At 65.5% G+C, this 14270-nt stretch carries 10 protein-coding genes; 4 read left to right on the top strand and 6 right to left on the bottom strand.

All coding sequences use genetic code 11. The features are described from left to right. Positions 1-6 precede the first annotated feature (6 nt). From RFA01S_RS09590 to RFA01S_RS09580, 3 genes are read right to left on the bottom strand one after another with little or no spacing between them, the layout of a single operon-like run. Positions 7-3396, bottom strand: a complete 3390-nt coding sequence (locus RFA01S_RS09590; protein WP_139278425.1) for a non-ribosomal peptide synthetase — start codon at positions 3394-3396, stop codon at positions 7-9. Next, entirely contained in the window at positions 3393-5048 is a 1656-nt protein-coding gene (locus RFA01S_RS09585; RefSeq protein ID WP_027495812.1) for a (2,3-dihydroxybenzoyl)adenylate synthase, read from the bottom strand. The genes RFA01S_RS09590 and RFA01S_RS09585 overlap by 4 nt, the downstream gene beginning before the upstream one ends. A 43-nt stretch (positions 5049-5091) precedes the next feature. Continuing rightward, positions 5092-8583: a non-ribosomal peptide synthetase gene (locus RFA01S_RS09580; protein ID WP_032407159.1), complete on the bottom strand. Its 3492-nt coding sequence runs from the start codon at positions 8581-8583 to the stop codon at positions 5092-5094. Positions 8584-8699: 116 nt separating this feature from the next. On the opposite strand from RFA01S_RS09580, the gene RFA01S_RS09575 reads away from it, so the two are divergent. Next, the gene (locus RFA01S_RS09575; protein ID WP_032407160.1) at positions 8700-9911 is read left to right on the top strand and encodes an ABC transporter substrate-binding protein; all 1212 of its coding nucleotides are present in this window, start codon (positions 8700-8702) and stop codon (positions 9909-9911) included. Here the strand turns inward: RFA01S_RS09575 and RFA01S_RS09570 are convergent. Further along, the gene (locus RFA01S_RS09570) at positions 9898-10323 is read right to left on the bottom strand and encodes an HIT family protein (RefSeq protein ID WP_027495809.1); all 426 of its coding nucleotides are present in this window, start codon (positions 10321-10323) and stop codon (positions 9898-9900) included. The two genes, RFA01S_RS09575 and RFA01S_RS09570, sit on opposite strands and share 14 nt — an antisense overlap. A 91-nt stretch (positions 10324-10414) precedes the next feature. On the opposite strand from RFA01S_RS09570, the gene RFA01S_RS09565 reads away from it, so the two are divergent. Further along, a complete protein-coding gene (locus RFA01S_RS09565; RefSeq protein WP_032407378.1) occupies positions 10415-11206 on the top strand; it encodes an HAD-IIA family hydrolase in 792 nt (263 codons plus the stop codon). Positions 11207-11252: 46 nt separating this feature from the next. Here the strand turns inward: RFA01S_RS09565 and purB are convergent, their stop codons facing one another. Then, on the bottom strand, positions 11253-12671 hold the full coding sequence (purB, locus tag RFA01S_RS09560; RefSeq protein ID WP_032407161.1) for an adenylosuccinate lyase: 1419 nt from the start codon (positions 12669-12671) through the stop codon (positions 11253-11255). Positions 12672-12807: 136 nt separating this feature from the next. Here purB and RFA01S_RS09555 point away from each other — a divergent pair, with 136 nt between their 5' ends. Beyond that, positions 12808-13458 (top strand): DsbA family oxidoreductase, encoded by a 651-nt coding sequence (locus RFA01S_RS09555; protein ID WP_032407162.1) that lies wholly within the window; start codon positions 12808-12810, stop codon positions 13456-13458. Then, a complete protein-coding gene (locus RFA01S_RS28145; protein WP_255182292.1) occupies positions 13455-13583 on the top strand; it encodes a hypothetical protein in 129 nt (42 codons plus the stop codon). The genes RFA01S_RS09555 and RFA01S_RS28145 overlap by 4 nt, the downstream gene beginning before the upstream one ends. Positions 13584-13608: 25 nt before the next feature. Here RFA01S_RS28145 and RFA01S_RS09550 read toward each other — a convergent pair whose 3' ends face one another. After that, positions 13609-14256 carry a TetR/AcrR family transcriptional regulator gene (locus RFA01S_RS09550; RefSeq protein WP_032367536.1) on the bottom strand — a complete coding sequence of 216 codons (648 nt, stop codon included), beginning with the start codon at positions 14254-14256 and terminating at the stop codon, positions 13609-13611. Positions 14257-14270: the final 14 nt, after the last annotated feature.

Here is a 14270-nt window from a genome sequence, read left to right as displayed (position 1 = left end):
GTCTGCTCACATACTGCTTTCGAATTCGTCGAGCTCGTCCTGGGACAGTTCCACCGTGGCAGCGGCGTGGACAGCGGGGCGTGCGTCGGCGTCCGGTGTGAGCTCCGCCCCGAACATTCGCACCGTCCGCTTGCGCATCACCTCACGCGGTGCCAGCGGAATCGAGGCCTTTCGCGCCCGCGATGCCACGGCCAGGCAGGTGATGCTGTCGCCGCCGAGCGCGAAGAAGTCGTCGTCGATCCCCACGCGTCCGACACCCAGAACCGCCGCGACGATCTCGCACAACATCGTTTCCACCGGCGTTCGGGCCGGTACGAACGTGCCTCCTCCCACGGCGTCGACGGTCGGAAGAGCCCGCACATCGAGCTTGCCGTTGATCGTCATCGGAATGCGTTCCAGGGCAGCGAACAACGTCGGCACCATGTACTCGGGCAACGTCGCTGCCAGCCGGTCTCGAATGGAACCGAACAGCACGGACGTGTCGGTCGTACCGCCGTCGCGAGGAACGACGTATGCGGCCAGGGCGCGAGTACCACTCCCGATCTGCACCGTACGCACCACCGCGCCCATCACACCCTCGCATGCGGCCACGGCGCGTTCGACCTCTGCGGTCTCCACTCGATAGCCGCGAATCTTCACCTGGTCGTCCGCGCGACCGAGGTAGTCGAACAGACCGTCGGCTCGAATGCGAACCAGATCACCGGTGCGGTACATCCGTGCGCCCGGAGTCAAGGGGTCGGCCACGAATCTCGTTGCTGTGTCGCCGAATCGGTTCACATAGCCGCGCGCAAGACCGACACCGGAGAGGTACAACTCCCCCACCGAACCGATCGGGACCGGCCGTAGCCACTGGTCCAGGACGGACGCACGTGTGCCCAGAATCGGTGCTCCGATGGACGGCCCGACGCTGTCCCTTGTTCCGGTACCGAGCGCGTTGATCGTGTACTCGGTAGGCCCGTACAGGTTGTAGCCGATGCCGTCGAGCCGACTCCACAGTGCATCCGGTACCGCCTCACCACCCAGCAAGACCAGGGGAATTCGATGTCCGTCGCGTTCGTCCAACAGTCCGAGATCGAGCAGATGTCCGGCATACGTGGGCGTCACGTTGACCACGTCGATTCTGTTCTGCTCGCAGTAGTGAGCCAATGCCTCACCGTCGCGGCGTAATTCCTCGTCGCAGATGTGTACCTCGTGACCTTCGACGAGCCACAGCAACTCCTCCCACGACATGTCGAAGGAGAACGACACCGTGTGTGCGATCCGCAGGGTGCGGTCTCCTGCCACGGCGACGGTGGGAGCGAAGATCTCGTTCCGGTGATTGATCTGCATGTTCGTCAGACCGCGATACGGAGTGACGACGCCCTTCGGTGTTCCGGTCGAGCCGGAGGTGTAGATGACGTAGGCGGGGTGCTCGAGTCGGCCGACGGTGCCGGACGCAAAACCGACCGACGCTGTGGCCGCCTCGACTTCCGACGCGTCGATGTCGTACGCCAACTCTGTTGCGACCTCAGGGGAGTCGACGACCATCCGTGTGGCGGTGGTGGCCAATCCCCGGCTCTCCGTGTCCACCGTCGTCACCAGAACGGCCGGTTGCGCGTCGGCCAACATGACGTCGAGACGCTCTGTCGGATAGTCGAGTTCGAGGGGCAGGTACGCGGCACCGGTACGCAGCACCGCGAACAGGGCCACCACCATCTCCACCGATCTCGGCAGAGCGAGGGCCACGATGCGTTCGGGAGCGGCACCCCGGCGAAGCAGCGCCAGTGCGCAGGCGTTCACCCGCCGGTCGAGGTCGCCGAAGGTCAGCCGCCGGTCTCCGAACACCAACGCGATGTCGTCGGGAACGGCCGCGGCGCGTGCGGCGAGCAATTCGGCGATCGTGTTGTCCTGCAGTCGTTCCGATCGGCCGTCGAACTCGTTCTCGACGACACTCGGCATGTCGCCCGGGGCAGACGGCCAGCGCGAGATCGGCAGATCGGGCTGCGCTGCAACGGTATCGAGTGCCGATGCGAACGAGTCGAGCAGCGATCGGGCACGCTCGTCGTCCACAGAATCGGGTAGATACGTCACCGACAGGTTCAGTTCATCGCCGGGATCCACTGCGATGGACACCGGGAACTCGGACCCATCGACGGTCGAGATGTGTCGCACGCGGCGCTCGTTCCCCGCCGACGTCGATTCTTGTCGTCCCGCAGGCCCGGCAGCGTTACGCAGGACGAGCAGGGTGTCGAACAGAGCCCCCGCACCGATGGCCTGCTGAATTCCACCGAGACCGAGGGTGTCGTGCGGCATCAGGTCGAGACGCTGATCCTGCACGCGCGCAGCCACATCGGTGACCGAATCGAATCCACCTGCCGTCACCCGGATCGGCACCGTGCTGATGAACGCGCCGATCGCGGTGTCGGAACCGGCCACATCCATGGGCCGACCGGCGACGGCGGTACCGAACACCACATCGGACCGCCCCACCACACGCATCAACACACTCGCCCAGGCCGCTGCGAGAACCGTGAACAGAGTCGAACCGGATCGACGTGCGTGCAGATCCAGCGCGCCGGACACCGCTGCCGTCACTCTGCGTTCGATCCTGCGGGGTGAACCGTCCCCACGGGTGGCCTCCGCGGCCACCGAGGTCGGGCTGTCGATATCGCCGAAGTACCGCTGCCACGCCTGCTCGGACTCGGCACGGTCGCGAGAAGCCAGCCAACGCAGATACTCACGGTAGCCGTGGTCCGGCGGAACGGGCGTGCCGTTCTCGTCGTGCTGCTCCAGGACTCGAGCCACGAGCAGTGCCGAGGATCCGCCGTCGAAGCACCCGAACCAGTAGGTGGTCAACAGTCGGTCGACCCCTCCGGGAAGGTGCACCAGGGTGACCCGAAACAGTGGCGGCGCAGCGATGTCGAACGAGAGCGCCCGGTCGTCCGCGAGAATCCGGCTCCATCGATCGTCCACCTCGCTCGCAGGGCACGCACGGAGATCCACCACCGTCAACGGTGCCTGCACCGCAGAGAGCACGACCTGGGCCGGCGCGGTGTCGTCCGGCGTCACGAAGGCCGTCCGCATCGCCGCGGTGGTATCGACGACCGATTGCAGAGCTCGCCTGATCCTGTCGTCGTCGAGGACGCGGTCGACCTCGACGACGGTGCGGACGGTGTACAGCTCGGTGGCATCGGCGTCGACACCTACCTGGAAGACGAGCCCGAGCTGCAGTGGTGACAGTGGCCAGACGTCGTCGATGGATCCGAATTGCTCCCTCAACGACTCGAATTCGGCGGACTCGACGTCTGCGAGTGGGCCGCGGCTCGCCTCGGGTGCGGCCTCGTCGCCTCGGGCACGCCGCAACCGCTCCTGCACCAACCTACGTCTGACGTCGTCGAGATCCATGGGTTCCTTCATCGAGTCGGCTGCTGTTGCGTGCACTGTGTGACGAGCAAGGACTTGTCCACTTTGCCGATGGCGGTGACGGGCAGCGATGTTCGTGTCACCACGCGATCGGGCAGTTTGAATCCGGCGCAGCCGGCCGCCGTCAGGAAGGCCCGCACGTCGGCGACGGTCGGACCACTTCCGTTCGGCACCACGACTGCGCAGACACTTTCGCCCACAGCGGCATCGGGCACCCCGATCACCGCGACCCGCGCTACTGCAGGATGGGTGAGCAGCAGGTCTTCGAGCTCGTCGGCCGCGACGTTCTCGCCGTTTCGGGTGATCACGTCCTTGATGCGACCGGTGACGACGAGATGGCCGGACTCGAGCTCGCGCACCTGATCCCCACTGCGATAGAACCCATCAGGGGTGATGGCAGTCGTATTATGTTCTGCCGCAGAATAATAGCCATTGATGGTGTAGGGGCCCCGCGTCAGCAATTCACCGACTTCCCCGGGCGATACATCGTTTCCGTCCGCACCGACGACGCGCACCTCGTCCAGATGGGACAACGGCCTGCCTTGCGTTCCGATCACCAGTTCCGCGCTGTCCTCGGCTCGGGTGTAGTTCAGTAGCCCTTCGGCCATGCCGAACACCTGCTGCAGCCGGCATCCGAGCGCGGGCTCGACCAGCTTGGCGACCTCAGGTGCCAGCTTCGCTCCCCCGACCTGCAGCAACCGCAAGCTGGACAGGTCTGCATCCTCCCATTCCGTTGCCTCGCACCACAGATGAGTCAACGTCGGAACCAGCGCCGTGATCGTCACGCGATACCTCTCGATCAGCGCGAACGCGTGGTCTGGGCTGGCACTGCCGGAGAACACCACCGTTGCCCCTACCCCGAGGGCACCGAGCAGCCCGGGGCATGCGAGCGGAAAGTTGTGTGCGGCAGGGAGAACGGCGAGATACACGTCCTCGGGCCCGAGATCGCAGACCTCCGCACTGGCCCTGGCGTTGTATTCGTAATCGTTGTGCGTACGGGCAATCAGCTTGGGCAATCCCGTCGTGCCACCGGAGACCAGCAGTAAGGCAGGATCGGTCGGCCGGGCGCGCGGAAACTGTCGGGGCACCCCGGCCACCGCGGACAGAGAGGTATGGGACCCGCCGCCGTTCGATTCGGGTCCGGAACTGTCGACGAAGACGTGCCGAACACTCGTCACCGACGCGAGAACCTCATCGGCGAGTTCGCAATAGTCGAAGTCGCCGTCCCGATCGGAGATCACGTACGCCACCGCCGATGCGGTGGCGGCGAGATGGGTGATCTCACGTCGGCGATGTGCAGGCAGCGTCAGCACCGGGATCGCTCCGCATTCGAGCAAAGCGAACAGCACGACCGCAAAGTTCACGGAGTTCGGCAATTGCACGACCACCCGGTCGCCCGGTTCGATGCCGCGATCGGCGAATCCGGCTGCGACGCTCCGCACTCGTCGAAGCAGCTCGTCGTACCTCAGCTCCGTGCGATCGTCGACGACCGCCCTCGAAGGGCCGAACTGCGTCGCCCACGTTGCGAACACCTCCGGAAGGGTTTCACCTCGCCACAACCCGGCGTCGAGGTACCTGCGGGCACGCTCGTCGCCGAACGGTACGAAAGCGTCGACGTCGGCGTCCGGCTCGGCAAGTTCGGTCATGTTCTGCACCATGGATTCTCGTCCTCCGGGAATGCGAAGCGGGTCAGGAATGGTGTTCGAGCGCGGCCGACAGTTCGTCCTCCGACATCGCTTCGACCGACAGGAAGATCTCGGCGGTGGCCTCGAGGAATTCTGCGTCACCTTCTGCGCCGATCATCCGGTCCGCGAGCCCGGCCACGGTGGGTGCCGCGAACATCATGCGCACGGTGACCGACGTGATGTCGAAGGACTCGCGAATGCGGGCGACGATGGTCGTCGCCAGGACGGAATCACCGCCGAGCGCGAAGAGCGTGTCCGTCACACCGATGCCGTCGACGCCGAGTACCTTCTGCCAGATCAGGGCGAGGGCGCTTTCGAGGTGAGTTCTGGGCGCAATCCGGGCATCGACCCGTTCGCTTTCTCCCGCTGCGCGACACAGCCGGACGACGGCAGCGGAGTCGATCTTGCCGTTGACGGTCAGCGGCAGCGCGGAGACCGTCACGATCTGCTCCGGCACCATGTGCGCTGGGAGACGCTCGGCGGCCCTGGCCCTCACGGCCGCTACCGTCTCACGGGGATCCGCGTCTCGATCGGTCGGCACCACGGCGGCCAGCAGGATCGGAGCTGCGGTGCGGTCGACAACGGCTGCGGCACTGGCCACCTCGTGATCCGCGGTGAGTGCCGCTTCGATCTCTCCGAGTTCGATCCGAAATCCGTTGATCTTGATCTGGTTGTCCACACGGCCCACGAATTCGACCATGGAGCCGGTCTCGGCCATCGAGCCGGGGCAGTACCGAACCAGGTCTCCGGTGCGGTACCAGCGGTAGCGGTCGGCCTCGACGAAGCGCTCGTTCGTACGCTCGGGATCGCCCAGATAGCCGTCGGCGAGACCGACGCCCGCGACCCACAACTCACCGGGCACCCAGTCCGGCACCTGGTTCCCACGCGCATCGACCACCCGAAGCGCCATCGACGCGAGCGGCACCCCGAACGGGACCGTGCGCCAGTTCGGATCGACGTCCACGACCTCACAGATGCTGTTGTGGATCGCGGTTTCCGTAGCGCCACCGAGTCCGGCGAACCGACATCCGGGAACCGCCGCCGTCAGCCGCCGGTAAAGGTCGATACTCACCTTGTCGCCGCCGAGCATGACGACCTCGAGCGAACCGCCCACATCGTCACCGGTGGACAGGATCATGTCCAGCAGCGGGGGCACGCAGCTGATCACCGTGACGCGGCGCGCACGAATCAGAGCGGCCCAGCGCTGCGGATCCTTGCGCTCGTGTTCCTGGATTAGCACGGCCGTACCGCCGGCCGCGAACACCGAGAACAGGTCGAACGTGCACAGGTCGAAGTCCAACTCGGACAGGCACAATGGACGGTAGCCCTCGCTCAGGTCGAAACGTTCGGCCAGATCCATGATCGTGTTCATCGCAGCGCGATGCGAGACCACAACACCTTTCGGTTCACCCGTGGAGCCGGAGGTGAAGATCATGTACGCGGGCGCGGTGTCGGGGCCGAGGTGCGGGGCGGGCCGAGGCTCACTCAGGATCGCGTGGGACACCGCGAGACCGTCGTCGCCCGACCCGCCGATCGTCACCGTGAACCCCGCTTTTCGGGCGATCAGCGCAGCACGGCTCGACGGTTGGTCGACGCCGATCGGTACGTACACCCCGCCCGCGGCGAGCACACCGAGAACTGCGACCACTTGATCGGGCCCCTTCGGCAGCGTCACCCCCACCGTGTCGCCCACCCCCACGCCGCGATCGGTCAGCGCAGCAGCTACTTTCAGAGCACGATCTCGTAGGTCTCCGTACGTCATCGACTCGTTCTCGCCCCACTCGAGCGCCAGCGCGTCGGGATGCTGCGACGCGCGATCGAAGAAGGCGCGGTGCAGAGTCTCGTTCCCGGCCGACTGCGACGCGTCCGTTCGGGGTACATCGGCTGACGGAGTTCGCGACATCAGCTGACGCGGTGGAACCAGCTGACCCACAGGCTCCGCCCACACGGAGTCACCGTCGACCACGAGTGCGCGAACCAGCGTCTCGAACGCGTCGAACATCGCGTCGGGAACTCCTGGGAGGAACTCGTTCTCGCGTATGTCCCAGTTGACCAACACGCCACCGTCGAGTTCGGTGATCTGCGCGTCGAGAACCACCTGCGGCCCCTGCGACATGATCCACACCGGATCACCGAAGACCTGCCGCGCGCGAGCGTCGAACAACTCGCCCAAACCGAGCGCGCTCGTGAAGACGACGGGAGCCAGCACCGGCTCTCCTCGACGGCGGCCGAGGTCGCGCAGCACCTCGACCCCGGAATAGTCGGCGTGCGAGGCGTCTTCGTGCAGTCGGGACCGGATCCGACGGGAACGTTCGACGAACGAGAGCGGCTCGCTCAGATCGACTTCCAGCATGACCGACGACGAGAAGTCACCGATGAGATTCTCGACGTCGGGATGCGTCGGAGCGCGATCGAACATGGGCACGTTGAGCAGAAACCGTTGTTCACGAGACCAGGCACCGATCACCTCGGCGAACGCCGTGGCCACTGCCACCGCCGGGGTGACTCCGTGGGCTCTGGCGTGCGTCTGGAGATCACCGTATGCCGCGGAGTCGAGATGAAATGCCCGACGCAACGCTACCGGAGCGCCCGAATCATGTTCCAGCAACGGAAGAGTCGGCGCACCGGGCAGTGAGTCGAGGCGCTCGGACCAGTAGCGTTCGGCCTGAGCACGGGCGCTGCGTCGATCGATCGGGCGATCGGCGAGGTACCGCGAATAGCTGTACTCGATTGCCCGGAGGGGATCGCCGTCGTAGGCCCGCGCCAGGTCTGCAACCAGAATACGGAAACTCACTGCGTCGCCGGCGATCATGTCGATGTCCAGGTGCAGACGCGTGCGACCGTTCGGCAGGAGCGACAGATCGGCCGAGAACATCTCGCCCGCTTCGATATCGAGCATCTGGTGGGTCAGACGGAGCCGCGTTTCTTCGAGGCGGTCGGTCGGGTCGGACTCGGATCGTAGGTCGTGGACCGTCAACCCGCGCCACCCCGAGGTCGGTTCGATGCGCTGCTGTCCGTTGTCCGAAATCCGGGCCCGCAACATCTCGTGCCGTTGCGCGACGGCATCGAGCGCCGCACGTAGTCGATCGGGATCCACTGCCTCGCCGTCGAATTCGGTGTAGAGATGCGGTGCGACCCCGCCGAACCGCTGCTCGGCACTGCGCCCGATCCAGTAGGCGTGCTGCAACAGTGCGAGATCGAACTCCGACGTGTCCGGTTCGACCACAGTCGATTGCCGCTCGGGGTTTCGGGAACTCGATTCGGCCGAACCACCGATCAGTTCGGACCAGGCAGAAACGTTCGGCTGCGCAGCGAGCTCGGCAAACGTCACCGTCGACCCCTGCTTGCGGAATCTCCCGACCAACCGCATCAGAACGATCGATTCGAGACCGAGCTCGAACAGATCCGCGTCCATCGACACAGCCCCGGGTTCCGCACCGATCAGTTCTGCAACCACCGCCCGCAGTTCGTCCCGTCCGATTCCCCGCTGATCCATCCGGTGAGTCCCCTTCGATCGACTGTGTTGCGTATGCGCGCGACCAGGCGATATCCAGAGCCCGTCCATAAGGAAAGGCTACCCTCGCTTAGTCGACCCTGAGGAGGCTAGCATCTGTGGGCCACCGCGAGGAGGGTGCCCTCGGCCCCTACCTCGACACCAGGAAGAACGGCGCTCCACTCGACATCGGCCATCTCGGCCTCGACGAAAGCAGACACGTGACACCGACTTCGGGCAGATTCGGCTCCGCACCCCGCGCCCTCACCGGAGGCATCGCGGTGCTCGTGCTTCTCGCCGCTGCCGCGTGCAGCAGTGGCACCACCGGCAGCGACGACGCCGGCACCCAGGCCGTCGACCTGAACGCGAACCCCGCCGCGTGCAGTGCGAACGACCGCGTCGATTCGGTCGACCGAGCGTCCGGACCGTTCACGTACACCGACGGCCGCGGACGGACCGTTTCCCTCGATGCACAACCGACCAGAATCATCGCCGACGAGGAATCCGCCGCTGCGCTGATGTCGTACGGAATCAAGCCGATCGCCATCTGGTCGACGACGCCGATGGGGACCAGCCCGATTCTGAGTTGCTCCGATCTGACGGGCATCGAATCGGTCGGCGAGACCTGGGGCACCTTCGATTTCGAGAAAGCCGCCAGCCTGGACCCGGATCTCGTCATCGGTGAGTTCAACCCGAGATTCGGCCAGTTCGGCAAGTTGACCACGACGGCCGATTCGTCCAAGGCCGACACGATCGATCGGATCGCTCCCACCCTGGGGGTCACCTTGGACACGACGTCGACCGCGAAGACCATCGAGAACTACGCCGGGTTGGCGTCGTCGCTCGGCGTCGACCTCGACACCCCACAACTGGCAGACATCAAGTCCGACTACGACGCTGCTGTCACCAACTTCAAGAAGGTTGCGTCCGAACGTCAGGACCTCACCGGAGTGGGAGTCTGGCCCCTCGACGTCGCCTACGTACTCGATCCGTCGGCGGATCCCGACTTCAGCGACTACGAAAGCTGGGGCCTGAAGATGTACACCCCCGACGGCACCGACGACGGTTACTGGAAGAAGGTGTCCTGGGAGAATGTGTCGAGCGTCGATGCCGATGTCGCGTTCGTCTACCACGACGTTGCCAACGCATCCGACGTGAAGCTTGCCGACATCCCGAGCCGTTACCCCGGCTTCGACACCATCTCCGCCGTCGAGAAGCAACAGATGGTGCTGTGGGACTACGGCGCCAACAAGAGCTACAGCCGCTACACCAACACCATCGACGTCTACGCCGATGCACTGTCCAAGGCGCAGAAGGTCACTGCCGAGTAAGCGCGGCCGCGATCTCCGCCGCCAGTCGGTCGAGTTCGGATCGATGCGGCGACGACGGCCGAGCCCGCAGGCCGAATCCGTCGCCGATCATGCGCGGGATGACGTGCAGATGCACGTGGAAGATTTCCTGACCTGCCACCGTGCCGTCGGCGAGGAACAGGTTCACCCCGGCGACGCGCGGATTGCTCGCTCGCACAGCGGCAGCCACCTTCTGCCCGACGACGAACAGATGCGCACCGATCTCGGGCGGCAACTCGGCCAGCGTCCGATACTGCTGCTTGGGCACCACGAGCACGTGCCCGGTGGTGAGAGGCCTGATGTCCATGAACGCGATCGCGGTGTCGTCCTCGTGGACGCGCGACGCCTCGGCGGTCCCGGCAATGATCTCGGAGAAAATCGTGTAGGGGTTCACGGCATCGAGCCTAGGCGTGAGCGCAGACCGCACGAACGACACCGCGACTGCTGAAACTGCACGACTGACTCGACCCGACTACTGTTTGCCGATGAGCATCGGCGGGGTTCTCTTCGACATCGACGGCGTACTCGTCACGTCGTGGCAGGCGGTACCCGGGGCAGCCGCGACGCTGAAGTACCTGGACGACAACGACATTGCACGCGCGTTCCTGACCAACACGACCTCGAAGACGCGCGAGCAGATAGCGGCGGCATTGCGCGACGTCGGACTCGACGTCCATTCCGACGAGATCGTCACCGCCGCGTCGCTCACCGCGGATCATCTACGCGAGAACTACCCGGATGCTCGGGTGGTCATGATCAACAACGGCGAGATCGCGGCCGATATGCCGGGCATCGAATTCGTCGAGGAGTCTTCCGGGGATCCGGATGTCGTGGTCGTCGGCGGTGCCGGCCCGGAGTTCACGCACGAGCGTCTCAGTCGCGTCTACGACTGGCTGTGTCGCGGCATTCCCGTCGTCGCGATGCATCGATCGTTGATGTGGAGTACCGGTGGCGGGTTGCGCATCGACACCGGCATGTACCTCGCCGGGATGGAGCAAGCGTCCGGACACGCCGCGAAAGCCATCGGCAAGCCCGCTCCCCTGGGCTTCCGCACGGCGTCCGAGCGGATGGGCGTCGACCCGGACGACGTCGTCATGGTCGGCGACGACCTCGACAACGACGTCCTCGCCGCCCAGGTCGTCGGCATGACCGGTGTCCTGGTTCGTACCGGAAAATTCCGTCAGGACGTGCTCGATCGACGCATCACCGACGAATTCGCGATGGAACCCGATCACGTGATCGATTCCGTCGCAGACCTGCCTGACGTCCTGATGTGAGTGGAAACTCGTAGCCCACTACGAGTTTCCACTCACAACAGAGAACTCAGAGAATCGGCGACGGGCTGTAGGCCGCACCGGCTGGGAACTTCGCGATCAGCCGCTCCACGGCCGAGACGACCGCACTGACCTGTGCGTCCGCTGCACCGACGAAGGCCGTCTTGTCGGCCAGCGCCGCATCGAGTGCAGCGCGGTCGAGCGGTAGGCGGTCGTCGGCAGCCAGGCGATCCAGCAGGTCGGGCTCGAGTCCCTGCTCACGCATGGCCAGCGCGACGGCGACGGCGTGTTCCTTGATCGCCTCGTGCGCGGTCTCTCGGCCGACGCCTGCACGTACGGCGGCCATGAGCACCTTGGTCGTCGCGAGGAACGGCAGGTAGCGATCCAGTTCCTTGGCGATGACGGCGGGGTACGCCCCGAACTCGTCGAGCACGGTCAGGAAGGTCTCGATGAGACCGTCGATGGCGAAGAACGCGTCGGGCAGCGCGACGCGACGCACAACGGAACAGAAGACGTCGCCCTCGTTCCACTGCGCTCCGGCGAGCTCGGCAGCCATCGATCCGTAGCCGCGAAGCACCACCTGCAGGCCGTTGACGCGTTCACACGAGCGCGTGTTCATCTTGTGCGGCATCGCCGAGGAACCGACCTGGCCGGGCTGAAAGCCCTCGGTGACCAGCTCGTGGCCCGCCATCAGGCGGACGGTGTGTGCGAACGACGACGGCCCGGCACCCACCTGGACCAGCGCGGACACGACCTCGTGATCGAGGGAGCGTGGATACACCTGGCCGACGCTGGTGAGCGTGTGCCGGAAGCCGAGATGATCGGCGACGATGCGTTCGAGTGCGACGAGCTTCGCCGAGTCTCCGCCGAACAGATCGAGCATGTCCTGCGAGGTGCCCATCGGGCCCTTGATACCGCGCAGTGGGTAACGCGCGATCAGTTCCTGCAGCCGGGACAGTGCGAGCAGCAGCTCGTCGGCGGCCGACGCGAAGCGCTTGCCCAGCGTGGTGGCCTGGGCGGCGACGTTGTGGCTACGGCCGGCCATGACGAGGGAGGAGTATTCGGCGGCGCGTTCGGCCAACCGCTTCGCCACGGCGACACCGTGCGTGTGGACGTGTTCGAGCGAACGCAGAATCTGCAGCTGCTCGACGTTCTCGGTCAGGTCGCGGCTGGTGAGTCCCTTGTGGATGTGCTCGTGACCGGCGAGGGCGTTGAACTCCTCGATGCGGGCCTTCACGTCGTGCCTGGTGACGCGTTCCCGCTCGGCGATCGATGCCAGGTCGACCTGGTCGGCGACAGCTTCGTAATCGGCGATCGCCGCGTTGGGCACGTCCACTCCGAGCGAGGACTGTGCGCGCAGCACGGCAATCCACAGTTGCCGTTCGAGCGTGATCTTGTATTCCGGAGACCACAGCTCCACCAGTTCGGGGCTTGCGTAACGGGTGGCCAGGACATTCGGGATGCTCACGAGCGTCCAGCTTACGTGGCCCAGTTGTCGGTCTTGGAAGACGACTGCACTGTTTCGAAAGTGGACTGCCGCCACCGACCTCCCGCGATCATCGCCGCGTGGAATAAGAGCACCGCATTCCGATGTTGCAGCCGCCGTGAGCCGAACAGTGAAGGTCGACATCTGGTCCGACATAGCGTGCCCGTGGTGCTTCGTCGGTAAGCGCCGTTTCGAGGCAGGTGCTGCGGAGTTCATCGCCGATGGCGGGGCGCTCGAAGTGGAGTTCCACTCGTTCGAGCTGGCACCCGACACACCGGTCGACTTCGACGGCAGCGAGGTCGACTTTCTCGTCTCCCACAAAGGCATGCCGGCCGCCCAGGTCACGCAGATGTTGGGGCAGATGACCGAGCTGGCCGCAGCCGAGGGGCTTGCGTACGACTTCGACGCCTTGCAGCACACCAACACCGTCAAGGCGCACGAACTCCTGCACTTCGCCAAGTCGAAGGGCAAGCAGGGCGAGATGAAGGAACGGCTGCTGGCGGCCTACTTCGAGGAGGGCCGCCACGTCGGACGCGTCGACGACCTCGCCGACCTGGCCGCGGAGATCGGTCTCGATCGTGACGAGGTGGTCGAGGCGCTGAAGTCCGAGGAGTTCCTGCCCGCCGTGCGCGCGGACAAGGAGCAGGCCATCGCCTACGGAATCAGTGGTGTGCCGTTCTTCGTGATCGACGGTCGCCTCGGTGTGTCGGGCGCGCAGGAACCGTCGGTGTTCGCCGACGTCCTGCAGAAGGCCGCGGCCGGCTCATGAGCGGCCCTTTGGAGATGGTCGGCGACGACCACGGACTCGTCTGCGAGGACGGTGTGTGCGAGGTGCCGCCGATCCGAGACGCAGACTCGGGCGAGAACGACTTCGGGTTGAACACACCGGCCTGAGGGGGCCGGCCTGAGGGGGCCTGAGTCAATCGGCCGACACCTGTTCCGCCGGTGCCACGATGTCGATGACGGCCAACAGCATGCTGCGCGCCATTTCGCGCGGATCGGGATCCACCTCGCTGAGCGCGCCCACCACTGCACCGTCGACCACTGCCACAAGTCGTCGTAGCTGCTCTTCCTGCACGGTTCGCCCCGATCGACGCAGCACATCGGTCAGCAGGTCGTCGATCTGGGCACGCAGCCTCAGCTGCACCTCACGAAGTTCCGGATGCCGAGCCGACGCGATGAACCGCTCGTATCTGGCGACCAGTTGCTCATGTCCGCCCTGCGGCCCGATCAGCAGGTCGACGATGAGATCGACCGTCGACTCCATCTTCTGCGAGCACTTGCCCTCGTCGTCGATACGTCCGCGCATGACGTCGATCTCGCGGGTCCCGACGACGTCGACCGCGGCGGCCACCAAGTCGCCGAGCGACTCGAAATAGTAGGTGGTCGACGCCAACGGCAGTCCGGCGCGAGCGGCAACCGACCGGTGCCGAACCGCGTCGAATCCACCCTCGACCAGCAGGTCTGCAGCCGCCGACGCCAGAGCGTGGCGGCGGCGCACTCCCTTCGGAGTCGCACCCGACACCTTGTGCTGCGACTCGGTCGGACCTGCGGACATTCCAGTCATCGTGCCAGCTCGCA

It is taken from the genome of Rhodococcoides fascians NBRC 12155 = LMG 3623 (assembly GCF_001894785.1).
GTDB lineage: Bacteria > Actinomycetota > Actinomycetes > Mycobacteriales > Mycobacteriaceae > Rhodococcoides > Rhodococcoides fascians.
This window is presented reverse-complemented; position numbering and strand designations above follow the sequence as displayed.